Origin of the sequence: Neobacillus niacini, from assembly GCF_031457145.1 — a bacterium.
In the GTDB taxonomy this organism is placed as follows: Bacteria; Bacillota; Bacilli; order Bacillales; family Cytobacillaceae; genus Neobacillus; species Neobacillus niacini_J.
Genome location: NZ_JAVDVZ010000002.1, coordinates 1 through 23,405 on the forward strand (window position 1 = coordinate 1; position 23,405 = coordinate 23,405).

Annotated in this window: 24 protein-coding genes and 1 pseudogene; 6 read left to right on the plus strand and 19 right to left on the minus strand. The window is 37.0% G+C overall.

Annotation, left to right across the window (positions count from 1 at the left end; translation table 11 throughout):
- The 3 genes and pseudogenes from J2Y03_RS04835 to J2Y03_RS04845 all read right to left on the minus strand — a co-directional run.
- Window positions 1-563 (minus strand): annotated as a pseudogene (locus tag J2Y03_RS04835) (hypothetical protein); the annotation flags it as partial.
- Window positions 564-929: 366 nt separating this feature from the next.
- On the minus strand, window positions 930-1,397 hold the full coding sequence (locus J2Y03_RS04840) for a PTS sugar transporter subunit IIA (RefSeq protein ID WP_310191389.1): 468 nt from the start codon (window positions 1,395-1,397) through the stop codon (window positions 930-932).
- Window positions 1,398-1,593: 196 nt separating this feature from the next.
- Window positions 1,594-1,944 carry a hypothetical protein gene (locus J2Y03_RS04845; RefSeq protein ID WP_310191392.1) on the minus strand — a complete coding sequence of 117 codons (351 nt, stop codon included), beginning with the start codon at window positions 1,942-1,944 and terminating at the stop codon, window positions 1,594-1,596.
- Between the two features lie 467 nt (window positions 1,945-2,411).
- Between J2Y03_RS04845 and J2Y03_RS04850 the strand changes: the two genes are divergently transcribed.
- The gene (locus tag J2Y03_RS04850) at window positions 2,412-3,338 is read left to right on the plus strand and encodes a DMT family transporter (protein ID WP_310191394.1); all 927 of its coding nucleotides are present in this window, start codon (window positions 2,412-2,414) and stop codon (window positions 3,336-3,338) included.
- Between the two features lie 12 nt (window positions 3,339-3,350).
- Window positions 3,351-3,908, plus strand: a complete 558-nt coding sequence (locus tag J2Y03_RS04855) for a cysteine dioxygenase (RefSeq protein WP_310191396.1) — start codon at window positions 3,351-3,353, stop codon at window positions 3,906-3,908.
- 100 nt (window positions 3,909-4,008) lie between these two features.
- Here J2Y03_RS04855 and J2Y03_RS04860 read toward each other — a convergent pair whose 3' ends face one another.
- Window positions 4,009-4,275, minus strand: a complete 267-nt coding sequence (locus J2Y03_RS04860) for an HPr family phosphocarrier protein (protein WP_310191399.1) — start codon at window positions 4,273-4,275, stop codon at window positions 4,009-4,011.
- Window positions 4,276-4,459: 184 nt separating this feature from the next.
- Window positions 4,460-5,155: a hypothetical protein gene (locus J2Y03_RS04865; RefSeq protein ID WP_310191402.1), complete on the minus strand. Its 696-nt coding sequence runs from the start codon at window positions 5,153-5,155 to the stop codon at window positions 4,460-4,462.
- 165 nt (window positions 5,156-5,320) lie between these two features.
- Here J2Y03_RS04865 and J2Y03_RS04870 point away from each other — a divergent pair, with 165 nt between their 5' ends.
- On the plus strand, window positions 5,321-6,112 hold the full coding sequence (locus tag J2Y03_RS04870) for an ABC transporter ATP-binding protein (protein WP_310191406.1): 792 nt from the start codon (window positions 5,321-5,323) through the stop codon (window positions 6,110-6,112).
- 90 nt (window positions 6,113-6,202) lie between these two features.
- Here the strand turns inward: J2Y03_RS04870 and J2Y03_RS04875 are convergent, their stop codons facing one another.
- The 3 genes from J2Y03_RS04875 to J2Y03_RS04885 form a co-directional block, all read right to left on the minus strand.
- Window positions 6,203-8,005, minus strand: coding sequence for an ABC transporter ATP-binding protein (locus J2Y03_RS04875; protein ID WP_396954184.1), 1,803 nt, complete (start codon window positions 8,003-8,005; stop codon window positions 6,203-6,205).
- A gap of 43 nt (window positions 8,006-8,048) precedes the next feature.
- Window positions 8,049-9,812: an ABC transporter ATP-binding protein gene (locus J2Y03_RS04880; RefSeq protein WP_310191408.1), complete on the minus strand. Its 1,764-nt coding sequence runs from the start codon at window positions 9,810-9,812 to the stop codon at window positions 8,049-8,051.
- A gap of 92 nt (window positions 9,813-9,904) precedes the next feature.
- Window positions 9,905-10,318, minus strand: a complete 414-nt coding sequence (locus J2Y03_RS04885; protein ID WP_310191412.1) for a MarR family winged helix-turn-helix transcriptional regulator — start codon at window positions 10,316-10,318, stop codon at window positions 9,905-9,907.
- Window positions 10,319-10,613: 295 nt separating this feature from the next.
- Between J2Y03_RS04885 and J2Y03_RS04890 the strand changes: the two genes are divergently transcribed.
- Window positions 10,614-11,156 carry a biotin transporter BioY gene (locus J2Y03_RS04890; protein ID WP_396954185.1) on the plus strand — a complete coding sequence of 181 codons (543 nt, stop codon included), beginning with the start codon at window positions 10,614-10,616 and terminating at the stop codon, window positions 11,154-11,156.
- A 156-nt stretch (window positions 11,157-11,312) separates the two neighbouring features.
- Here J2Y03_RS04890 and J2Y03_RS04895 read toward each other — a convergent pair whose 3' ends face one another.
- The 3 genes from J2Y03_RS04895 to J2Y03_RS04905 all read right to left on the minus strand — a co-directional run bounded on the left by J2Y03_RS04895 (window position 11,313) and on the right by J2Y03_RS04905 (window position 13,370).
- Complete coding sequence (locus tag J2Y03_RS04895) at window positions 11,313-12,533, minus strand: coiled-coil domain-containing protein (RefSeq protein WP_310191417.1); 1,221 nt, start codon at window positions 12,531-12,533, stop codon at window positions 11,313-11,315.
- A 340-nt stretch (window positions 12,534-12,873) separates the two neighbouring features.
- The gene (locus tag J2Y03_RS04900) at window positions 12,874-13,038 is read right to left on the minus strand and encodes a respiratory nitrate reductase subunit gamma (RefSeq protein ID WP_310191420.1); all 165 of its coding nucleotides are present in this window, start codon (window positions 13,036-13,038) and stop codon (window positions 12,874-12,876) included.
- A gap of 17 nt (window positions 13,039-13,055) precedes the next feature.
- Window positions 13,056-13,370, minus strand: coding sequence for a nitrate reductase molybdenum cofactor assembly chaperone (locus J2Y03_RS04905; RefSeq protein WP_310191422.1), 315 nt, complete (start codon window positions 13,368-13,370; stop codon window positions 13,056-13,058).
- 224 nt (window positions 13,371-13,594) lie between these two features.
- Here J2Y03_RS04905 and J2Y03_RS04910 point away from each other — a divergent pair, with 224 nt between their 5' ends.
- The gene (locus J2Y03_RS04910; protein ID WP_310191424.1) at window positions 13,595-13,933 is read left to right on the plus strand and encodes a replicative helicase loader/inhibitor; all 339 of its coding nucleotides are present in this window, start codon (window positions 13,595-13,597) and stop codon (window positions 13,931-13,933) included.
- A gap of 170 nt (window positions 13,934-14,103) precedes the next feature.
- Here J2Y03_RS04910 and J2Y03_RS04915 read toward each other — a convergent pair whose 3' ends face one another.
- Window positions 14,104-14,973: an SDR family oxidoreductase gene (locus J2Y03_RS04915; RefSeq protein WP_310191426.1), complete on the minus strand. Its 870-nt coding sequence runs from the start codon at window positions 14,971-14,973 to the stop codon at window positions 14,104-14,106.
- Window positions 14,974-15,175: 202 nt separating this feature from the next.
- Here J2Y03_RS04915 and J2Y03_RS04920 point away from each other — a divergent pair, with 202 nt between their 5' ends.
- Window positions 15,176-15,613: an Rrf2 family transcriptional regulator gene (locus J2Y03_RS04920; RefSeq protein ID WP_310191429.1), complete on the plus strand. Its 438-nt coding sequence runs from the start codon at window positions 15,176-15,178 to the stop codon at window positions 15,611-15,613.
- 210 nt (window positions 15,614-15,823) lie between these two features.
- Here J2Y03_RS04920 and J2Y03_RS04925 read toward each other — a convergent pair whose 3' ends face one another.
- From J2Y03_RS04925 to J2Y03_RS04955, 7 genes are all read right to left on the minus strand, one after another.
- Window positions 15,824-17,572 (minus strand): SMP-30/gluconolactonase/LRE family protein, encoded by a 1,749-nt coding sequence (locus J2Y03_RS04925; protein ID WP_310191432.1) that lies wholly within the window; start codon window positions 17,570-17,572, stop codon window positions 15,824-15,826.
- 90 nt (window positions 17,573-17,662) lie between these two features.
- Window positions 17,663-18,130 carry a hypothetical protein gene (locus J2Y03_RS04930; protein WP_310191434.1) on the minus strand — a complete coding sequence of 156 codons (468 nt, stop codon included), beginning with the start codon at window positions 18,128-18,130 and terminating at the stop codon, window positions 17,663-17,665.
- 303 nt (window positions 18,131-18,433) lie between these two features.
- Window positions 18,434-19,357: an AEC family transporter gene (locus tag J2Y03_RS04935; protein ID WP_310191436.1), complete on the minus strand. Its 924-nt coding sequence runs from the start codon at window positions 19,355-19,357 to the stop codon at window positions 18,434-18,436.
- A 104-nt stretch (window positions 19,358-19,461) separates the two neighbouring features.
- Window positions 19,462-19,623, minus strand: coding sequence for a hypothetical protein (locus tag J2Y03_RS04940; protein WP_310191438.1), 162 nt, complete (start codon window positions 19,621-19,623; stop codon window positions 19,462-19,464).
- 67 nt (window positions 19,624-19,690) lie between these two features.
- Window positions 19,691-21,088, minus strand: a complete 1,398-nt coding sequence (locus J2Y03_RS04945; protein ID WP_310191440.1) for a CitMHS family transporter — start codon at window positions 21,086-21,088, stop codon at window positions 19,691-19,693.
- 102 nt (window positions 21,089-21,190) lie between these two features.
- Complete coding sequence (locus J2Y03_RS04950) at window positions 21,191-21,877, minus strand: response regulator (RefSeq protein WP_463675875.1); 687 nt, start codon at window positions 21,875-21,877, stop codon at window positions 21,191-21,193.
- Entirely contained in the window at window positions 21,861-23,393 is a 1,533-nt protein-coding gene (locus J2Y03_RS04955) for a sensor histidine kinase (protein ID WP_310191446.1), read from the minus strand. The genes J2Y03_RS04950 and J2Y03_RS04955 overlap by 17 nt, the downstream gene beginning before the upstream one ends.
- Window positions 23,394-23,405 lie beyond the last annotated feature (12 nt).

Consider the following 23,405-nt stretch of genomic DNA (forward strand, 5'->3'; position numbering starts at 1 on the left):
TCTTTTACCTTCAGTGCAAATACCGTATCATTTGAGATTACTTTCCCATCTTTAAATCTCCAACCTGTATCGTTGTTTTTCCCTTCAAAGGAGTCCATTTCTCCACGCTTTACAAATACCACTTTTTTGGCTTGTCCAAACAATTTCTTTTTGAAAGTGTGCCATGCTCTTGTGGCTGTTTTTTGGGCAATGATTGAATTTACCTTATCATGAAAATGATTTCGAACTTCTTTTATGTATTCGTGCATGGAATATTCCGTTAATCCAAATTCTTCTCTTAGTTTCTTGAATTCTTCAGAGAGGTTTTTCTGTTCATTTTGAAAATACTCCATCTTTTCTTTGTTACTATTTTTAGCTAGATGTGACTTTATGGCTCTTGAAATACGGACAAGTTTTTTGTATCGTTTTGTCCTTTTCATTTGTTTTTCTCTCTTCAAATACTCGCCCAACGAAGTATTATAAATCACTCGATTAACTTCCAGTTCAGCATCGATCATTAATAAGTCTCTATTCGTACCTTTTAATTCTACATCGATGATAAATGAAGGAGTTTTTGCTTTCACCATGTTTCACACCTACTTCCACGACTATATTCAAACATACGTTCGTATATATATTACCAAAAAAATCCTAAATGCGCAATAAAAAAATCGATTCATCCCCATACTTAAAAGCAGGGGCTTTCCCGATTTAGTATTGGTAACGAAGCTTATAAGAGCGAATAAAGCAAATCGATTAACAGATAATGTTAAAAGATTGGGAACTGACAATATAAAAGACTATGATCGGGCATGGGAAGATGACCGTCTCTAGAAAATAAACGTAAAATAACTATTTCCAGGTTAAATCGGCTTTAAGATTTCAACAACAATCTTTACAAAAACAGCCTATAAAGAAAAAAGAGCAAACTCGTAAAGTTTGCTCTTTCCTTATTTTGTAATCTTTACTCCTAGTTCATCAATCACTACCTTTTCATCTTCAGCCAAGTTGGTGAAGATTACGGGAGTGATAATAGAAGGGACTTTATCTTTAATCGATTCAAAGTCAACTTCAAGTAACTTTTGTCCCTTACTCACCGCTTGTCCATCATTAACGAACGAAGTAAATCCTTCACCATTAAGGGTTACTGTTTCTAGACCCACATGGATTAAGATTTCTCTGCCATCCTTGGACTTAAGGCTAACTGCATGTTTTGTAGGAAATACACTTATTACCTCTCCATCAACTGGAGAAACAACTGTACCGTTAGTTGGATTGACAGCAAATCCATCGCCAATCATTTTTTGAGAAAATACAGGGTCTGGAACAACATCTAGAGTTACTAGTTCCCCCTCTAATGGCTGTAAGTATGTAGAATCACTTTCAACTTTTTTACTTTTAAATAAATTTTTAAACATATAAAAAACCGCCTTTTTGTATTGAATTGGTTCCCTTTAGAAATTAAGGTCTTCGATCATGATCATCATATCCGTTTATTATTTTCTCCTAATTATATTACTTTATCAAAACATAAGCTTACTCAGATTTTTGAAAATATTCATATAATAACTAAAAAACAGCACAAGCATGCTGAGTAATTTGGTAAAGATAAAACTAAGCAATTTTATTAAAAGAATTGCTCAGGTTTTTTAGTGTATATAGTCTAGCTGTTAAAATAAATAATTCAGGATAGTTATTTTTTACATATTCATCAATTATGTTAATTCCCTTCTGGAGTCTATCAACTAAGTAAGAAGTGTACTTTTCATCCCAATCAAACTGATTTATTCTTAGTAGTTCATCGGATAGTATTTGAAACTTATACTCCTCCATCCAAAGTTTCACTTGATACAATTTATCAGTTTCGATTCTAAAATTGTTTTGTATTTTTTGCCTTTGAACAAATTTTATAAAACCATTTATATTTTCAGCCAATATGATTGCTTTTTGCATTTCGAAGTTCATTTTTCCATCTCCTCAGGTGTATAATACATCTCTAGGAAAAGTGTATGTAATTTGTGGATACTCTGACACCGACCATACCATTAATCTTGATGTTTGTTGATTATTTGATGGTTAAATCGTTTTTCTCTTAACCTTTTAATTGTTTCGTATTCTTGATTGTTAGAATTTCTTTTTTGAGTATACAATGCATTTATAGATGCTCTAATGCTGGAACAATAACCACAATTTGAACATTTGCCATCCTCGAACATTCTTAATGCCATGCAGACCGGACATTTATGAATATCCACGTAAATCCCCCCTTATCCCATCGTTTTATATTTGTATCAATAGTCAGTCAATACATAATATGAAGGGGAGAGAAAATATATTTACTTATTCTAAATGTTTTAATGGTTCATCATTGTTCTTGCTGGACAAGCATAAAATGAATTATCTGTGTTTTTACTCTGAAAGGATGCTTTATCATGACTTCTATTAAATCGAAGTTAACGGCATCGATGTATGCAATGATGTCGATTAGTTTTTGGGGCGTTTCATTTGTATCTACGAAAGCTGTGCTAGGAAAGTTAGACCCCTATTCGTTACTCGTTATTCGCTTTGGAATAGGAGCCTTATTCTTGCTTTTGCTATTACTCCTGCAGCGTAAACGCCTTCTTGTATCTATTAAATATGTACCACATTTAATGGTTCTGGGCATTCTAGGAGTATTTGTTCATCAATTGCTTCAAGCAACAGCATTATTGACGATTGACGCTTCTTCAGCAGGATGGCTTATTTCATTATCTCCTATCTTTACAGTGATTCTGTCGATTCTTTTTTTGCATGAAAAGATGAGTTTCATTAGGGCTGCGGGCATGGTTCTGGCAATAACTGGTGTACTTTTAGTTACAACAGCAAAAAATGGACAATCCTTTCATGTCATCATGAATATAGGCTTCCTTCTAATGATCTTGAGCACATTAAACTGGGCTGTATATTCAGTGCTATTAAAAAGCTTAAAAATCCCATATCCCCCGATCGTTGTCACCTTTTATTTGAGCTTCTGTGGCTTGATTCTTACAACACCTTTTCTTATCCGTAATAGAGGCTGGGAATCACTCTCCCTATTGACGAAGTCAGAGTGGGCTCATTTGTTGTTTCTTGGTGTCTTTGTTTCTGGAATCGCTTATTGGTATTGGGCAAAGGCACTTGAAGTTTTGGAAGCTTCAAAGGTTTCGATGTTTCTCTATTTGGAGCCGGTTGCAACGTTAATAGCCGCAGTACTGCTTTTACAAGAAAAAGTTTATCTTCTAAGTGTTGCAGGTGGAATCATAATTATAATTGGAGTGATTATTGTTAACGGTCAGCTTGTGCCTATGTTGTTCAGTTTCTTCAAGAAAAAACGACTATAGGAGGAAAGCTTTATGACTTTATTAAGCAAGATAAAGGATGTTTTAGGGCCATTAAAAAGCCCATCTAAAGAAGAGTTAAAGAACGCTTTATTACAATTGAATATAACAGTAAATGATCTTGCTGATTTGCCAGAGCCATCCGAAGGAAAGCCGTACAATCGAAAGCTTCTATTTAAAAATGAAGAGGTCGAGCTGCTCGTGATGAATTGGTCACAGTTAGAATGTGCCCCTCATGATCATGGCAATTCCCACGGCTGGATACAAGTTCTCTCCGGTACTTCCCTTAACTCCGTATATGAGGTAAAAGGGAATGGCTTGCCTACAGAATTGTTCCATGAGTTCCATCATCAAAGGAAATTTTTTTTTGCACCGAAAAAGGCCATCCATAAAATGAAGGCTTCTAACAATACAGATTTGGTTACTCTCCATCTTTATTCCCCTCCCATTACAGGAATGATTGTATATGACTTAGAAAAATGTACTGCATGTGTCGTATCGGACGATTGCGGTGCATGGTGGCCCGATGAACAATATCAAAAGTTAAAAGAGATAAAATTAAAGAAAAATTAAATTTCAAGTAACTGTCTTTCTGATAAGAAAAGACAAAAGGCAACTCCCATTGGTAAATGGAAGTTGCCTTCTATTAAGATTCTTATTTATGAATATAATATTATTTTACAACGCTGGAAATTTTCAGAATCGCCTCAGTTTCTTGAAAAGCTTCTTCCTCATCTGGGCCTTCCGCAAAAACTTTAATTTGATCTCCCTCTCCAGCTCCTAAAGTCATCAGGCTTGTAATAGACTTTAAATTGACTTGTTTTTCCCTATATTCCAATCTAATGTCAGACTTAAATTTGCTGATAGTACTTACTAGAATTGCTGCAGGTCGAGCATGGATTCCATCCCTGTCAATAATTGTGAATGTTTTCTCAATCAAAATTACTCTCTCCCCCATACATTATTTCAATCTAATTTTTCTTCTATGTGTATTATTCCTATTTTATAATAATTTTCTGAATTATCCTATAAGTATTTTTCATTAATTTTTTCCAATGGACTATAAAAAAGAGAACCATTTGTAAATAATCCATTTACGAATGGTTCTCTTAGCTTTTAGCACTTTATTGCGGGTTAAACTTCTTTGCAATTTTATTATGAGTTACCTCAATTTTCCCTGGCAATACAAAAAGATATTCAATCATATTTTCTAATAAATCCATTAATAAAGAGGTCGTTTCATAATCCATTTCCGTTTCTAATTCAAGCATCCGATGTAAGGGGCCTTCTGTGGCTAGCAGCTGACCAAGGGATTGAATCGGCTTTGCTAGATCCACTTGATTCGGAAGTATCTCAAGTTGCTGTGCCAAGGGTTGTCCTTTACTTTTTTCTTTAAGAAAATGTTTTAGGATACTTTCAATTACACGTTTAGACATAACAGCTGTTGCTGAGTTTTCTCTTGTTTGATGTACATTTAGTGCAGACCGATATGCTCTGATAAGATCCTTTGGGATATTAGGGAGACTTTCTATTTGATTGATTGGATGCCTTGAAGCTTGGACGTCGTATATATAGGTATCAGCATGCTCCCCTTGTTCATCTAGAACATCCTTGGTCATAATGATAAACACGGCTGATTTTTTACAAGTAGGACAACTGGACTCCGATACCAATCCATTTTTGCTGCTTTGGAAGTTTGTATTCACCATAAATTCAGTTGTTTCTCGGCATTGTGGGCACTCACTTTGAATACTCTTTGGTATTTTAATATTCCCATACCTAATGTAAGAATTGACGGAACCAGGATTGATCCTTCTCATTCTCTTGCCTCCCGATTATTCCATTTACTTAATATTCATACTATACTTACTATAACCACACATAAAATCGAAACGATTGTTATCTAACTTCTAGGTTAGTTATCCCCTAAAAAGGTGAATAACATTATAGAGATTGGTAATGAATTCGGAGAAGGGAGTAATAAATTGGTACTACAATTAGAGAATATTGCTTTGAAACGGGGAGAAACGTGGATTTTAAAAGATCTTAATTGGCAGATTGAAAAAGGGGAGAACTGGATTTTATTCGGACTAAACGGAGCTGGGAAAACATCCCTTTTAAATATACTTAACGCATACTACTTTCCGACAGAGGGAAAAATTAGTGTATTAGGAATGGAATTTGGAAAAACATACCTTGCTGAACGACTTCGGAAGCAAATTGGTTTTGTTTCATGTTCTTTACAGGAAAAATTCCATCAGGGTGATAATGCTTTTGAGGTTGTGCTTAGTGGAGCATTTGCTTCTATTGGTCTTTACGAAACACCTACGGATCTTATGAGGGATAAGGCTGTTAGCTTACTCAATAAGCTTGGATGCATCGATTACGCTAATCGAAATTATGAAACACTTTCTCAAGGTGAGAAACAACGCATTCTGATTGCTCGTGCATTAATGGCTGATCCCTCTTTACTAATTCTAGATGAGCCTACATATGGATTAGATTTTATCGCACGCGAGAAATTGTTGGAATCCATTGAAGAAATTGCGAAAAGTCAAAATGCACCAACTATGATCTATGTTACCCACCACGTAGAAGAAATTTTACCAGTATTCAACAAAACATTACTGCTTAAAGATGGCCAAGTTTTTGCTACTGGGGACACAGCAGAGATGATTTCGAGTAAACAGCTTTCCCGTTTTTTCGAGCTTCCCGTAAGTGTACTTTGGAATAACAATCGACCACTGCTCTCTAAAATACAAATGGTAGAAAAATGAAATCTATAGTATTTCTATTGAAAAACCTTCTTAAAGAAAAGCCCGGAGAAAAATATTTTCTCCGGGCTCTATGGTTATTTTGAGTACGATTTACGAAACATTTTCAAATTGACTATTATAAAGCTCTGCATAGAAGCCATTTTTCAAAAGTAGTTCTTCGTGATTTCCACTTTCAATAATATCTCCATCCTTCATAACAAGGATTAAGTCCGCATTTTTGATGGTTGAAAGTCTGTGAGCAATTACAAATGAGGTTTTGCCGACTGTCAGTTTATCCATTGCCTGCTGAATCAGTAATTCTGTACGGGTATCAACCGAACTTGTTGCCTCATCCAAAATGAGTAATGGTTTATGCTCAACCATTGCACGAGCAATGGTAATGAGTTGTTTTTGACCAGCGGAAAGATTTGCTTTATCATCCAGAATCGTGTCATAACCATTTGGAAGAGTTTTAATAAAGTGATGCAGTCCCACTGCTTTACAGGCAGCCTTTACTTCTTCGTCCGTTACTCCCTGTCTGGAATAGACAATATTTTCACGAATGGTTCCTACAAATAGCCAGGTGTCTTGAAGAACCATGCTGAATATATCATGAATGTTTTCCCTAGTGAGTGCATGGATCGGAACACCATCAATCAGAATTTCTCCGCCATTTATTTCATAGAAACGCATCAACAGATTAACTAAGGTTGTCTTACCGGCACCGGTAGGGCCGACAATCGCCACTTTTTGTCCTGCCTTTGCAACGGCTGAAAAGTTATTGATAACCATTTTTTCTTCACTGTAACCAAAGCGAACATTTTTAAACTCAACATCACCTGTTGCCGTTTCAAGCTTTTCTCTTTTTTCACTTTCATTTGCGAGCTCTTCTTCAGCAAGAAATTCAAAAACACGTTCACTTGCAGCGGCTGTGGATTGAAGATTTGTAGCTGCCTGCGCCATCTGTGTAAGTGGCTGTGTAAACAATCGAATATAGATCATAAAGGCAACGATCACACCAAATGAAATGATATCATTCACAGCAAGCACAGCTCCAACGATACTTACCACCACATAGCCAAAATTACCAACAAACATCATTAATGGCATCATCAGCCCTGACATGAATTGTGATTTCCAAGCACTATTATATAATCTTGTATTAATTTCATGGAAGGTGTCTTTTGCTTCTTTTTCTGCGTTATAAACCTTCACAACATTGTGACCTGAATACGTTTCTTCAATATGTCCGTTCAGTAGTCCAAGCTCTTTTTGCTGCTGAGCGAAGTATTTTTGAGATTTTGAGATGATGACAGTCATAAAAGCAAACCCTAAAATGGTAGAAACGACTGCTGAAATGGCCATAATCCAGTTTGTATAAAACATCATGATGAGAGAGCCAAGGAACATAGTTATTGCTGAAACAAGTGTACTTAAGCTCTGGTTCATCGTTTGACCGATCATATCAACATCATTCGTCACACGACTTAGCACATCCCCGGTACTAGTAGAGTCAAAGTATTTTAAAGGGAGACGATTAATTTTCGTTGAAATATCGGTCCTTAATTTCTTTGACACTCGCTGTGTGACCGTGGCCATAATGAAGCCTTGAATATAGTTAAACAAAAATCCTAAACCATATAGGAAAGCAAGAATGCTTGCCAGATTGACTACTGCATTAAGATCTATGCTTGTCATTAATCCTTCAGTAATCAAATCCGTTATCTTACTAAGCATCTCCGGCCCAATGATATTAAAAATTGCACCTGCCATGGCAAGTACCAATGCGATAATAATAATCGGTAAATATACCTTACAATAGGTAACAAGCTGTTTGATTGTTTTCTTAAAATCTTTTGCTTTAGCACCAGGACTACCCATAGGACCTCCTGGATGACCTCCAGGTCCACCCATGCCTTTGGAAGAATTCATGTTTTCGCCTCTATAATTATTATCCTTAGCCAATTTCAAGTTCCTCCTTTGACAACTGAGAATAGGCAATTTCCTGGTAAACCTCACAATTTCTCATTAGCTCACGATGCGTACCAATACCCACAACTTCGCCTTCTTCTAACACAACGATGCGGTCTGCCTCCTTTATGGTACCTATACGCTGTGCCACAATTAGTGTAGTTGCATCTCTTGTTTCTTTTTTGAGTTCGGAGCGCAATACTCGATCCGTCTTATAATCTAGTGCGGAAAAAGAATCATCGAAAATATAGATTTCAGGCTGTTTGAAAACGGCACGGGCAATGGATAGCCTCTGTTTCTGTCCGCCAGAAATATTGGTTCCTCCTTGAGCAATTGCTGCACTATATTGGTCTTCCATCTTTTCAACAAATTCTTTGCCTTGTGAAATCTCAACTGCCTTCTTGACTGCTGCTCCATCTGATGACTTCTTCCCATTGTCCCCATACGCAACATTGGAAATAACCGTACCGCTGAACAATACTGCTTTTTGGGATACATAACCAAGCTTATTTCGTAAAGATTGCTGTGTATAATTTTTTACATTGACACCATCAATCAAAACTTCCCCTTCTGTTGCATCATAATAGCGGGGAATAAGGTTGAGAAGTGTACTTTTGCCACTGCCGGTTGAGCCTATAAATGCCACCGTTTCACCTTTACTTGCTGTGAAACTCACATTGCGAAGAATATACTCGGCTGCATCAGGATATTTAAAGCTTACATTTCGGAATTCAACTTCTCCTGAAAGTCCATTTTTCCCTTTTGTCTCGTTGCCATCAATGATTTTTGCTTCGGTATCAAGTACCTCTGCAATTCGTTTTGCAGATACGGAAGCCCGAGGAAGCATGATAAACACGAATGAAAGCATCATAAAGGCCATAATCACCTGCATGGCATAAGACATGAATACAACCATGTCCGAGAACAAAGATAATTTGTTTGGCAGTGCAGCATCGTTTATTAAGAATGCACCAATCCAATAAATGGCTAGACTCATACCTGACATAATGATTCCCATCGTCGGCATCATAATCGCCATCATTCGGCTGGTAAAAAGATTTGTTTTTGTAAGGGCGTTGTTCGCTTCTTCAAATTTCTCTTCCTGATATCCCTTTGCGTTGTAGGCATGAACAACACGAATTCCAGTCAAGTTTTCTCTTGTTACGCGATTCAGGTTATCTGTTAAACTCTGGATAATTTTGAATTTTGGGAGAGCAACTATGATAAGGATAGACAGCATAATAAGAAGAAATAAAACCGCAAATCCAGTAGCTGCCGTCCATTGCCAGCTCTTACCCATAATTTTTAAGATTGCCCAAACTGCTAGAATCGGAGCCTTTACAATGGCTTGAAGTCCCATTGCGATAAGCATCTGTATTTGGGTGATATCATTTGTGGAACGTGTAATCAGACTTGCTGTTGAAAAACCATTGATTTCTTCGATTGAAAAAGACATCGTCTTCTCAAACACCATTCCTCGAAGACGTACAGAAAAACCAGCTGCGACTTTGGCTGCAAAAAAGCCAACAATGATAGAAGCAATCATACTGCCAACCGCACACAGTATCATATACCCGCCTTGAACGAGCACATCGCTCATCTTACTGCCTTCTGTCTGTACAAGTATGGTAATTTCACGCATATAATCAGGAAGCTTCAAATCCAGATACACCTGTGTCACAATGAATACCAAACTGAACATAATTAACAGGTAATCTTTTTTCTGTAGATATTTAAAAATTTTCAGCATGTACATACCTCCTAGGTTCCAATCACAATTAATCTAATAGTGTTAGATACTTCTTCAAAATAAAGCAGCCTCTCAGTTAAGCCTGCAAAAAATCATTCATCTTCCGTTGTATTTTCGATAATCCTTTTAATAATTCGAACAAATTCCTTTGCATCTTCTTCGCCTAGTTTTTGTAGTGTTTTCTCCAGCATAGATACCGCTTTTTCTTGTTCTTCCCTCATAAAGCTTTTACCAGCTTCCGTTATCGTCACGATGACAATGCGTTTGTCATTCTCATGCCTATTTCGCTCAATAAATCCTTTTTTGGATAAACTTTTAAGTGCCGAGGCGACACGAGGGGTGCTGAGAAACAGTTTTTCACTAAGTTCACCAGATGAAGCACCTCCATTTTTTAAAAAAGTTAAGTATCCTAATATTCTTCTTTCTCCCTGAGAAAGATCGTCAACTTTTTTCTGAAACGGCATTTTAGGTGATTTAGTCATATTACTAACCATTTCATTTGCCAACGCTCTGTAATCCATCACAAACCTCTTTCTAAAATTATCTAATACTATAAGATAATTTATTACTTTTGGGCTTATTTTGTCAAGTAGAATATATAATAACTAGTCTAATACTTAATAAATACTTTTCATTCTAATACGCTTTCACCTTATTTCTAATTTTATGTATTATCAGAAAAATAAGATTGACAAAGTTTCTATACACATCTTATAATATGATTGTTAACCAATACATAAAATTAGTTAACTAAACATATTGGGGGGAATTATTTTGCTTCAATCACACAATCGATTAAAAATGTGGATTATCAGTGCTTTATTTGCTGCCATTATCGGCATTTTAGCTCAAGTCACCATCCCATTGCCACTTGTTCCAATTACAGGACAGACACTTGCAGTGGGTTTAGCAGCGACCATTTTAGGCTCAAGATATGGCACTCTTTCAGTTATTTTATACGGCTTAATTGGAGCTATCGGTATACCCGTTTTTAGTGCAATGTCAGGTGGTATTGGGGTTATTGTTGGTCCTACTGGCGGTTTTATCGTTGGATTCATCCCTGCAGCATTTTTAACAGGTCTTTATTTAGAAAAAACTAGCTTTACTGTCATAAACGCTATGATTGCTAATACAATCGGTATGCTAGTTACCTTGATGTTTGGGACCGTTTGGTTAAAATTTGCGGTTGATACGACTTGGACGGGTGCATTTGCTTCAGGGTTTTTACCATTTATCGTCGTTGGTTTAATTAAAGCATTTTTAGCATCTTGGGTTGGGATTACCGTCTATAAAAGACTTGTATCAGCAAAGCTGTTATCTACACCTCATCAAGTATCAAGTTAAACCGAATGAAGTGATTAGTATAAAAAAACATAATAAACCAATAAAAAAAGCGAGGTTTTGTACAATGTACATTACCACGCTTTTTTTATTTTAAAAGAAATTAAAGAATCAGTCTCCATCATATAGAATGGAAACTGATTCTTTTCAATTTAAAGCTTATTCAATAATCCGGACCACTTTTCCAGCAAAGTGATTTGCCCAATAACCGCTGGACATATTAGCAACAGCAACACCTGTAGAATTTTGTGAACCAATAAAATTGCCGCCACCTAAATAAATTCCAACATGACCATCCGTTTTATAAGTATTAAAGAATACTAAATCACCTGGGCGCATCTCACTTGTTGAAACCTTACGGCCAGCATTTTTCAATGAATCTGTACTTGCTCCAACGCTAATGCCTGCTTGCGCAAAGGCCCAATGAACAAATCCAGAGCAATCAAATCTCCCATTCGCTACATCATAAGCGGTTCTTCCACCACCAAAGACATAAACAGAGTTTCCGATATATCTATTCCCAACTGTAGTAACGATACTAACTGCTCCGCTTCCTTGAACTGGTGCAGCAGGAATGTAACTTGATGTTGTAGTTGAACTTTTTGTGCTAGTAGAACTTCCTGTAGTGGTAGCTACTCGTGGTGCTAGATTAGCAGCCATTTGTGCTTCTTGTGATGCAAGGCTACTATCTTGTTGTTGCAGGTCTGCCTTAGAAGCAAGCCCTGCTGCTTCTTTCTGCTTTAGCTCTTCTCTTAGCAACTCGTTTTGCTGCTGCTGCTCGGTAATCTGAGCACGCATTCCATCTAGCTCCGTTTTCAAATTGGTTAATTCTACTAGTTTTGTTTGTATAGAAGCTTGCTTTTCTTCCACGGCTTTCTTATCAGCCTCAAATTTTTCCATAAGATCCTTATCGGCATTCATAAAGGTAACAACTGCTCCAACACGATCAACAAAATCACTAAAACTTGTTGAACCAAATACGACATCAAGATATTTAACATCTCCGCCAGTTACTTGGTAGGAACGAGCTCGTTCTTTTAATATTTCATTTCGCTTAGCGATGGCTTCTTGTAAACTAGCAACCTCTTCTTCCAGCTTTTGAATCTCAAGGTTTGCTGCAGTGATATCGTTCTCAGTCTTAACAATCATGTTTTGATTATCAATCATTGCTTGTTCAGCACGTTTTAATTGTTCGTTTAACTTTGAAAGTTCATCCTGAACCAAAAGAATTTCTTGGTTCGCCTGCTTAATATTTGCTTGAATACTAGAACGCTGCGATTGAATGCCAGAAATTGAATCTGCCTTGGCGGTTGGCAGCGCAAAAACACTTCCTAGTCCAAGCGTCATTGTAATATTGAGCACTAAAAACTGCTTTTTCATCATTTGTTCCTGCTTTCTTTTTTCGTTCTATGTACCAAGTAAAATTCATCTATTAAATCTGCTTTTCATTATAAATTTCATAATAAACTATGAAAACATTTACATTTTACTATTTGAAGTATAACAGCGAATCTTGTCATTTATGTAATAAAAATATTACAATTATATTTCAAGTACAACAAAATGCGACATTTTCACTAATTTTTCACATTTTATATGAAGTAGTAACCTGGAACAAATTATTCATTAATATTTTTCTATTTCTATATTAATATATTATTCATAGTGGAAATATACTTCTTAGCAAGTTACGAAATGATTTTACTTAAGTTTCATAGATTTATATGATCAACATAGATGCCATTCTCAGCCACTTTTTTCCAAATATCTTCGTAGAAGGTGCCGTCCAGCTTTTTCCACGGAAAATGAATCTATAAAAGGTGGCGACAACTAGAATTGTTGCGCAAATATAGGGAAATATGGTCCACCAAAAAATGCCTTCCATAAATATCTCACCGTCCTTTATCGATACATCAATGGATATGGTAACTCATCCAAATCAGCCTGCTCATATTCTCTTTCCATTAACATAATTTCCTCTGCCCCAGGCGCTTCAAAGACAAATTCCATTAATACTTCAATGGCTTGATAATAAGGATTACTAGTATGAAGATTATTTAGTAATCGCTGAATCGCTACAGCCATTCGTTTTGATAAATAGATGAAATTTTCATCCTCTTCCATGACAGCTAAAAGCTCTAATAACATCGGAATGTAATCAGCTAATTGCTTTCCTTCATATTCAAAACCGCTCTCACAAATGAGTTTTTGATCCATAATCCATTTGTATAAACTTTTTAGTTTGTCGATTTTATGGCAAAACAAAATGAGAGGAAAAGATTGAACTTTGCCTCTCTTTGGTATTTCGAAAAGGTGCTAAGGACAAAACTAGATGCAAAGAAAAACAGAAAACAACCCAAAAATTCAAAAAATGAATCGAGGTCTTTCCGGGTACATCTTTTGATTTAGGGAGCGTTAATTATTATAAAGGAGGAATCTCAATGACCAAGGAAGAGGTAGTCAAACTATTAGTACTCGTTGAATGGATTTATCCCCAATGCATATTCAAGAACGAAACCATTCTGCAATGGTTCAAATTTTGTTCTGAAATGGATTATGAGAAGGTGATGACAAAGCTGAAAAACCACATTCGAAAAAGCCCATTTCCACCTGCAATTACGGATATTGCGGTATTTCACTTTGAAGAAAATGATTTTCCAAAGACGTTACAGGAATGGATGAAGGAAGGACATGAGAGAAATAAATGCGAACGGAACAATACCATTCAAAATTCAATACCAGACTGGCTGGTCGAATATTCAACTAGAAAATCTATTTGAAGCGGAAGCCATCCTGATTGGCGCGTTTTTTTTTCGCTCCTGACCTAATTGGACTAATCTCGATGGGTTAGTGAGGAGATTTGTCCTTAATAAGGGGGCTTAGATACACGAACTTCCTTAACTAAAAACCGACCTTTTCAAATTAAGGTCGGTTTATCATTTTTGATCAGCTATGCTTGCGGGATTGCCTTAACAATTTGCGTCAATGCCTCCCTAATAGGTGTAACTGGACGACCAAGAACTTTCTCAAAGTCATTGCTTTCAACTGCTAAAGAACCATTTCGGATGCTATCTTGAATTCCTACTACAATTGGAATCACAAAATCAGGTAAACCTATACCTTTCATAATCTCCGCATATGTCTCATCATTAACTTGTTGTACAGGTATTTCTTTATCCAATACAACCCCAAGAGCATTGACTAATTCTTCTTGCGTTAAAAGTTGTCCAGAAAGTTCATATACTCTATTTTCATGACCATCTTCGGATAGAACCTTTGCTGCCGCATCTGCATAATCTTGTTGAAGCGCCCAACCTACTTTACCTTCTTCAGCAGACGTTACCCAAGGAGAACCTGCCATAGCACCTTGAATACTTCCAATTTCATTTTCCAAGTACCAATTATTACGCAAGAAAGTGTAGGGAATGCCTGTTTTAATGATAGCTGCTTCCGTCACTACATGAGGTGGAGCCATTAAGTTCTTGCTTTCTGTTGCATTAGCTAAGCTGGTATATGCGATAAATTTTACTCCTGCACGTTCTGCTGCAGCAACTGCATCCGTGTGTTGACGAATTCTAGTTTCGTTGTCACCATCTGCAGAAATAATTAATAGACGGTCAATACCTGCAAAAGCAGTATCTAGTGTTTCAGGTTTATCAAAGTCACCATGGCGAACTTCTATACCCTGAGAACGTAGTCCTTCTGCCTTTTCCGGATTACGAACACTAACTGCCAATTGACTTGAAGATACAGTTTTTAATAATGTTTCTACAACCTTTGAACCCAATTTCCCAGTTGCTCCTGTAACTAATAATTTCATTTGAATATTCCTCCAATCAGTTCTAATTGTAATCAGTTGTGTTACATGTATTCATTTTAGTTACATGTAACTTTTTTGTCAACATGTTGAATATCTTTTATAGTTTTTATTTGTATTTGGTATACTATACTTGTAATCAATGTAATTACAAGATAAAATAATAAATTACATAACCGATAAATCAATAGGATGGTGACGGAAGATGTCAATCAGCAGCCGATTTGCTGTCGGAATTCATATATTAGCCTTAATTCATTTGAATAAAGAAGGAACAAGTTCTTCCGAATATTTAGCTGCCAGTGTTAACACGAACCCAGCCGTGATCAGAAAACTTATGGGAATGCTTAAAAAGTCAGGTCTAGTGGAAGTTCATCCTGGTATTGCTGGAGCTAAACTTGCGAGGGAATTATCTGATATTACACTGTTTGATGTTTATAAGGCAGTAGATGTAGTACAGGAAAATGAGTTATTTAGCGTTCATGGTAACCCCAATCTGAATTGTCTTGTAGGCAGAAACATTCAAAATACAATTGAACCATTGATTTCAGCTGCTCAACTTGCAATGGAGAAGGTTTTGGAGAGAGCAACGCTAGAGGATGTTGTGATGGATATAGCCAAAAAAGAGAAAATAAAAAGTTAAAAAACATGACTGCTTTGGATTACTAGTCTTTTTTGATTCGGGTTCCATTTATTACGACAAAAAAAGCCACTTCATGATTACCGCCTTTTCATTTTTCCCTTGATTACGGTCACCATGAACGCCTCATGATGACCTCTTTTTCGTTTTTCTTCCAATTACGGTCACCATGAATACAATATAGCCAAGAGTTTAGGTGAAATTAATTATATATCAATAGTTGTCATATCCCCTTAGATCAAGTGACAGCAAAGCTTTCTCTTCAAGGCCTGCTAGATACAACCGGCCGTCATACTCAGCCACACCTGTAACTCCGTGATAGTTAGATAGAGTATCCTGCAAATCCATAAGAACATTCCCATTTTCGTCAAACAACATTGCCCAGGTAGTTCGGACACCAGCAGGCTGCCACTGGTCAGGGATTCTCCAAATAAGTTTGCGGAATAAAGCTGGTGCTTTGCCAAGAGAGTCAAGCAATTTGTTACGTGGGGTGACCATCGCAACCCAGAATTTCCCGTCTTGTATACGAGAGACATTGTCAGGGAAACCCGGTAAGTTTTCAGCAAGTATCTCTCTCTTATCTGCATGGGGTCCGCGAATCCATAGACGGTTGAGTCGGTAACCATCCGTTTCGACAAAGAGTACAGCAGACTGATCACTTGACATAGTAACTCCATTGGCAAAATGTAGCTTGTCAAGGATTACCTCTACACGGCCATCAGGGTCACGTCTGAACAGGCGTCCGGAAGGCCGGTGCTCGTAAAGGGCACCCTTATACTGCTCAAAATCGTATCTGTTAGTGGATTCGGTAAACCAAATCGTTCCATCACTAGCAGCGGTTGCGTTTGAGCAAAAACGTAGTGGTAAATTATCAACGTATTGAACCAGAGTCTCAAGTTTACCAGTATCCGTATCTAGACGGAGCAGACCCTTGTAAGCATCACATATAAGTAAACGCCCGTCAGGTAGAACTTCAAGACCAAGAGGACGCCCACCCGTATTACCTACCATTTCCTCTATACCACGCTCAGGATCTATCCTTAGGATACGTCCTCCTTTGACACCACATAAAAGGCGGCCTTGGTCATCCACAACTACATCCTCGGGTCCATACCCGTTAATCGGGATCAGACGTGAAGGCGGGAACGGTGTGTTTCCTTTCTTAAGGGAGGCACGCGCGGGGGCAGGTGGGAGTTCACGTTTAACCGGTTCTAAACTCGGCTTCGGCTCTGGTTTTACCTGAGGAAGAGTGGGTCTTCCTTCTTTTGTAAAAACATATGTCTGAGAAACTGAATAAGCATGTATCGCATCACAATACCGGCTCTGTGCATTCCATGTCACAGCAAGAACAGGTGATAGAAGAGACTGTTGCAACTCATTATACCCGAAAGCTCCTAGAACGAATAAAGCGTGATAGTTTCCTTTGGATTTAGTTTCGGTCGTTGCCGGCAGTAATACCTGGTAACGAACCTCAAATAATTCTTTAGTATTTGCAAGCGCCGGGCCCAAAATATTTTTAATAAAATCTTCGAAGTCACTTAACGCGATATCTGCTTTTCGACGAATCAGCACGATTGTGCGGAAGCCCACTTTATTACTACCATTAGGGCTCCGCAGCCAATGGTTGTCTGTCTCACTAGCTATGTAATGATCAGTCTCCTTAAAGACATGTGACTCATTGGCTTTCATCTGTTTTTGTTTAAAGGAGACGGCATCTTTCAATAAAAACTCTTCCATCCCGTCGATTCTGTCATCTGATTCATCAACTGTTGTGTCCACTCCTGCTAATACCGGCCAAAGTCCTTTACTATTTAAATCGAAATGGTGCTGGCGATACTCCCGAATTCCCTTAATCCGGGCCATCACCTGTGCACGGGGGCCAACTAAATACTCGAGACCTTGTTCACGCGGATGATTGTCCCCTAACAAAAAAACAGTCGAAGAAGCTGATAAATGATGCACTAATAATCCTCCCCTATGCAGCCCTGTAGATTCTTAATCTTATATCTATGAAACACGTAAACGTTTTTAATTTACTTGTAAATACTAACATCATTCACTTTCTGTTGCGTTGCTTAAATATATGACATTATTAATTCTTATAACCTGAAAAGTTAAATCATCTTTATAATTAAGTACAGACGCTGAAGCTGCACCTGGCTTATTTTCATTTGAAAAATTTATCCCAAACCCATTATTTTCAGGGTATCCATACAAATAACAAACCACTTTCCCATCCTTTAAAAAAACGATTTGGTTCATTCCTTCACTAACTGTTTCACTAATATTGTTCCATTTATAACCGACTATTTCATATATCGACTCTTTCGGTGTATATGGGTCAAAGGAATATGCAATATCCCATACAAATGGGGTTAAATCTAATAAACTTACATTTTCAACGGATTGTCCGATAGATAAAACTTCTTTTTTCAATAATTTGGTGTTAACATCCCATATATCTTTTTTCACTAGATTTATTAAACCAGCAACACATAATAAAATAATGGCAATAATCACTACTGTTTTTTTCGATTTAATGTCAATACTACCTCCTTTTGGTGCTTAGGACACCTCACCCATTTAGTTTTCCTTTATCATTATCAATAAGTCCCGAAATTCCAGAAGTCAATTTTTTCAATATCTCAAAAAAAAGTGTATTGTTGAAAGAGGTTATTAGATTTCTTTTTGTATTCTCATACTATTGATGACTTACCCTTATTTTACCAAACAAATATTAACTTCGGTCCATCAAAAAATTGGTGAGATTCTCTCCTTCAAACAGTAGGCAGATTCTCACCAATTAAAAATATCCCGTTTTTTCTAAAAGAGTATTTTTGAAAGATAAACGACAACCGCAACAGTCAAACTACTTAGGATAGTAGTTAGTAGAACAGCTTGTGAAGCATATTCAGGATAATTATTATACTCAAGAGCCAGTAGAGCGCTATTTCTTGAAGAAGGAAAAGAACTGGCTATGAATAGTGCCTGAGCCGTTATACCTGTCAAACCAAGAATGAATATTACCAGTAAGCCAATAATGGGTGAAATAATCAAGCGGCCGATAACAATCCATACAATTGGTCTAGTGATCCTTGTAATCTTTAAATAGGCCACTTGGGCCCCAAGGGTGATCAGGGCAACAGCTGTAAATGCGTTCGAAGCATTTTCAAATGGTTTCCATAAGAATTTTGGAATTTCCACATGAAACCATTTGAACAATATGGCCAATAGTAATGCATAAATAACCGGAAGACACATAATTTTTCGCAAGATTTCTAAACCACTGCTTTGGGCAGAGACACTGTTAAAAAAACCATAGGTAAAAGTGAGGATATTTTGAAAAATAGAGGTAATGATTTGGATCGACATACCTGCAGGATTTGCGGCAAAAACGAGTTCACTTACAGGAAGACCGTAATTACCTGAATTGCTTAATACCATGCTGTTTTTAAAAGTAGCTCCTAGTGTGCGGTCAAACCTATTAACTTTAGCAATAAACATGCTGGTTAGGATAAGCAAAAAATTAAAAAGGAATAAAAATAGTAATGTTTGAGTAATTAATGCGCTAGACATCTTGCTCTCATAAATATTTACAAAGCACACAGCAGGCAATAATAAATACACTGTCAACGTTGACAATGTAGATAAATCAAGTCTGACTCTACGCTGCAGGATTACACCGAGCCCAATTAACACGAATATCGGAAAAATAATTTCCAATACAATACGAAACAATATTATCATAGAATTTACCTTCTTTCACATCACCAAAACAAGAAAAATGCAGATAAAATAACCATTTATGAAATTACTCTTCTTCATCCATAAATGGTTATATAAAACTATCTTTAAACAGTGGGAAATTCCAGGCAATCATCGTTAAAATAAATTACTTCGGAAAGAACCTTACATCCTGGTTCCTTTAATAAAGCTTCTCTTGCTTCCACTTCTGAATCAAATTCAAACATTTTTATATTGTTTTGCGTTGAATAAACAGTAAGTATCCACATAAAATTCATCTCCATTCTATTTTTCTTTTTATTTACTGTTTAAATGTTGTTATTAAAACAATCTTAGTTAAAAAGGAATAATTGATAAACTAATAGCAACGACAATCATAACCAAAGTCGAACCACAGGCCCATTTAAGGAATGTGCGTTGTAAATCCCCAAAATCCTCTCCAACCATACCCACTAACAAGTATGTTGAGGGTACTAAAGGACTTAATAAATGAACAGGCTGTCCTAATAATGAAGCTCGACCTATTACTGCTGGGTCAATGCCATATACGCTAGCTGCTTTGGACAGCAAGGGTAATACTCCGTAGTAAAAAGCATCATTAGACATGAAAAATGTTAGAGGTGCACTGATAATCGCCGTAATAACGGCAAAATGAGAACCAAGAACATCAGGAATATAGGAAATCATGGAACTCGCCATCGCATCGACCATTTTCGTACCAGTCAGAATACCAGTAAAGATCCCTGCTGCAAATACCATCGAAACAACCGATAAGGCATTATCTGCATAATTAACAATTCGTTCTCTTTGGTCACTAATTTTTGGATAATTAATCGTAATAGCCAATGCAAATCCAATCATAAACAATACTGTTGCTGGAAGAACCTCGTTGATTAGTGCTACTAATAATATAATCGTTAGAAAATAGTTTACTACTATTAACTTTGGTCGTTTTAGATAAGCATCTTCTGAAGTAGCAGCTACCTCAGCATTGATGCTGTGATCAATTTGCAGGATACCCACCCGTTTCCTTTCTTTTCTTCCAAGGCAATAGGCCATGAACAATACGAACAGCACTCCACCCACCATGCTAGGGATAACCGGAATAAAAATATCTGACATCTCAAGATGTAAGGCTGTCATTGCTCTTGCAGTCGGTCCACCCCACGGCAGAAGGTTCATGACACCTGAAGCAGAAACAGCAATTCCAGCTAGAATTAATGGTTTCATGCCAATCCGTTTATACAACGGCAGCATGGCAGAAATAGTAATCATGTAGGTTGTTGTCCCATCTCCGTCGAGAGATATCAATAGTGCAAGAACTGCGGTTCCAATCGCTATTTTTACTGGATCTCCCTTTACAACCTTTAAGATAGTTGAAATAATAGAATCAAAAACTCCTGCATCTATCAAGATACCGAAGAAGAGAATAGCGAAAAGAATCATAATACCCGTTGGAGCAACACTTTTTATTCCTTCAAGCGCCATCGGGCCCATTTCTTTTCCAAAGCCGCCAATTAGTGCAAAAATGACAGGAATAACGATTAGTGCAATCATTGCGGGAAGGCGTCTGGTCATAATTAATATCATAAATGTAAGTATCATCAAAAAACCTAATAATGCTAGCATCTTCTTCACCCCTTTTGTTTGTAAATTAAATATAATCAAAATATTCCGTTGTGAAAACGTTACCAAAATAAAGTTATTATCGTAAATTAAATAGATTTTGTACATTTTGTTCACAAGAGGATAATTTCCCCAGTGTAGAATAATTCATTAAGGGGTTCGTACTTGAATTAAGGCATAAAAAAAGAGGTAGGCAGGGTTTGCCATCCTCTATACTGGGTAATATTTTCTTTCCGGCCTGCCAACAATACCGTAAACTACTTCTGCTTTAACTTTCTGTCTAGAAGAGAGATATTCCAAATATCTACGTGCTGTAATCCGAGAAGCACCAATTTCCTTCCCTACTTCCTCAGCTGAAAGTCCCTCTCTTCTTTCGGTGATAACCGCCTTAACTTTTCCCAAGGTGATTTCATCAATACCTTTTGGTAACCCAACGGTCTTTGCCGCTCCTCCACTTTTACCTTTACGAAAAAAAAGGTCAACATAATCTTGATTTACTTCTTTAGTGGTTGAAAGAAGTGAGCGTTTTTTTATATATTCCTGAATGACCTCATCAAATCGTTCCCTGCTTACAGGTTTGATTAAATAATTCTCCACTCCATAGCTCAAAGATTTTTCCAGGAAAACTTTATCAGTTGCAGCTGTTATCATAATAATACTAACCTTGGGAAAATTCTCCCGGATGATAGGGAGAAGATCCGAACCTAGCATATCCGGCATATAAACATCCAGCAGCAGCAAGTCAGGATTTTGCTGCTCCAATAATTGCAGTGTCTCCGCACCTTTTAACGCTTTACCTACTACCTCTACTTCTTTAAACTTATTCAGAAACTTTTCATGTATATCGGCGATTCGAAAATCGTCTTCCGCAATAGCCACTTTAATTCCATTCAACATCATCAACCCCTTGCACTTTCTTCGGCAGGTAAACGGTAAAAACAGTTCCACCATTCTGGCTGCTTTGTACTTCGATGATACCATTCAATTCTATTACAGCCTCTTCTGCATTCGATAAACCAAACCCCCTGGGTTCAGCACTGTTTTTGGAGGTATAACCTCTTTCAAATAGAAGAGATGTTTCTTCCCCAATTCCTTTTCCGTTATCAGAAATTTCAAAGATGATATCATCACCGATATCTGTTGCAAAAAAACTAACCGTAGGAGTTTCACAATCATAGACAGCTTCAATGGCATTATCAATTAAGTTTCCAAGGATTACGATTAAGTTGGAGAGAGTAATATGAGAAGGTAATATAGCTAAATAGCTATCTGCATTTATTTCAAACTTTATTTTCTTTTCTGATGCTCTTCCTATTTTCCCTAATAGAATCGCCTGAACTTTTGTATCATTAATTTGGTTAAAAACGACTGAATGCTGGACTTGTAGTGTTTGTGTTTCACTTTGTATCATATCGACAGCCTCTTTATATTCACCTAGTTGAAGCAAGCCCAATAATACGTATAATTTATTCGTAAATTCATGTGTTTGGGCACGGAGGTCTTCCGAATATCGTTTTACCTCTGAGATGGTATTTAGCATCTGCTCAATCTCTGTTTTATCACGAAAAGAAGCGACAACCCCCTTAATACCATTTTCATTAAAAATGGGGGTACAATTTACGATCACGGTTTTATCCTTCCAGACCATTTCTTTATCTGTTTGGGAGTTTCCTGATTTTATTACCTCATACAAATAATTTGAAGGAAACAGCCCATCCACTTTCCTATTTCTCACTGTTCCGTGAATATCGAGCAGCCTCTTCGCCCGTTGATTCATCATCGTGATATTACCCTGGTTATCAATAGCTAAAATCCCCTCTTTTACAGCATGCAGGATTGCGTTTTTCTCTTTATAAAGATTAGCAATTTCATACGGCTCGAGCCCCAATGTATCTCTACGGATATTTCTTCCAAGAAAAATGCTTCCAACGAGGGAAATTAACAGGGCAAAGAAAGAAACAATGAATACTTTGAAAATTTTATCGATAATTTGCTGATGGACATCCTCAAGAAGAAATCCTACAGAAACAATTCCGATAATCTCCCCCTGTTCATTTAAAATAGGGGATTTTCCTCTAATCGATGGTCCAAGTGAGCCCTCTGCCTCAGAGACATAATACTCACCCTTTTTTAGTGCTCTATCATTATCCCCGCCTGTCATTTTTAGCCCAATCTTTGTTGCACTCGGATGTGAAAATCTAATGCCATCTTTATTCCCAATAACGACAAATTCAGCTCCTGTTTCAATTCGAATCTTTTCGGCTAGGGGTTGTATGGTTTTAGCAGGGTCACTCGTTTCAAAAGCACCAATGATATCAGGAATAAAGGATATCGTTTTCGATATTTCTAGTGCCAGCCTTCCCCTATTTTCTTCAATTTGTTTACTTTCCATATAACTATAAAATCCAGTCATTAACAGGATCAA

What these genes read in the sequence shown, in the direction of transcription:
- J2Y03_RS04840 (WP_310191389.1), bottom strand. Translation starts at nt 1,397, where the DNA reads ATGTTTAAAAATTTATTTAAAAGTAAAAAAGTTGAAAGTGATTCTACA.
- J2Y03_RS04845 (WP_310191392.1), bottom strand. Translation starts at nt 1,944, where the DNA reads ATGAACTTCGAAATGCAAAAAGCAATCATATTGGCTGAAAATATAAAT.
- J2Y03_RS04850 (WP_310191394.1), top strand. Translation starts at nt 2,412, where the DNA reads ATGACTTCTATTAAATCGAAGTTAACGGCATCGATGTATGCAATGATG.
- J2Y03_RS04855 (WP_310191396.1), top strand. Translation starts at nt 3,351, where the DNA reads ATGACTTTATTAAGCAAGATAAAGGATGTTTTAGGGCCATTAAAAAGC.
- J2Y03_RS04865 (WP_310191402.1), bottom strand. Translation starts at nt 5,155, where the DNA reads ATGAGAAGGATCAATCCTGGTTCCGTCAATTCTTACATTAGGTATGGG.
- J2Y03_RS04875 (WP_396954184.1), bottom strand. Translation starts at nt 8,005, where the DNA reads ATGGGTGGACCTGGAGGTCATCCAGGAGGTCCTATGGGTAGTCCTGGT.
- J2Y03_RS04880 (WP_310191408.1), bottom strand. Translation starts at nt 9,812, where the DNA reads ATGCTGAAAATTTTTAAATATCTACAGAAAAAAGATTACCTGTTAATT.
- J2Y03_RS04890 (WP_396954185.1), top strand. Translation starts at nt 10,614, where the DNA reads ATGTGGATTATCAGTGCTTTATTTGCTGCCATTATCGGCATTTTAGCT.
- J2Y03_RS04895 (WP_310191417.1), bottom strand. Translation starts at nt 12,533, where the DNA reads ATGAAAAAGCAGTTTTTAGTGCTCAATATTACAATGACGCTTGGACTA.
- J2Y03_RS04900 (WP_310191420.1), bottom strand. Translation starts at nt 13,038, where the DNA reads ATGGAAGGCATTTTTTGGTGGACCATATTTCCCTATATTTGCGCAACA.
- J2Y03_RS04905 (WP_310191422.1), bottom strand. Translation starts at nt 13,370, where the DNA reads ATGGATCAAAAACTCATTTGTGAGAGCGGTTTTGAATATGAAGGAAAG.
- J2Y03_RS04910 (WP_310191424.1), top strand. Translation starts at nt 13,595, where the DNA reads ATGACCAAGGAAGAGGTAGTCAAACTATTAGTACTCGTTGAATGGATT.
- J2Y03_RS04915 (WP_310191426.1), bottom strand. Translation starts at nt 14,973, where the DNA reads ATGAAATTATTAGTTACAGGAGCAACTGGGAAATTGGGTTCAAAGGTT.
- J2Y03_RS04920 (WP_310191429.1), top strand. Translation starts at nt 15,176, where the DNA reads ATGTCAATCAGCAGCCGATTTGCTGTCGGAATTCATATATTAGCCTTA.
- J2Y03_RS04935 (WP_310191436.1), bottom strand. Translation starts at nt 19,357, where the DNA reads ATGATAATATTGTTTCGTATTGTATTGGAAATTATTTTTCCGATATTC.
- J2Y03_RS04940 (WP_310191438.1), bottom strand. Translation starts at nt 19,623, where the DNA reads ATGTGGATACTTACTGTTTATTCAACGCAAAACAATATAAAAATGTTT.
- J2Y03_RS04945 (WP_310191440.1), bottom strand. Translation starts at nt 21,088, where the DNA reads ATGTACAAAATCTATTTAATTTACGATAATAACTTTATTTTGGTAACG.
- J2Y03_RS04950 (WP_463675875.1), bottom strand. Translation starts at nt 21,877, where the DNA reads ATGTTGAATGGAATTAAAGTGGCTATTGCGGAAGACGATTTTCGAATC.
- J2Y03_RS04955 (WP_310191446.1), bottom strand. Translation starts at nt 23,393, where the DNA reads ATGACTGGATTTTATAGTTATATGGAAAGTAAACAAATTGAAGAAAAT.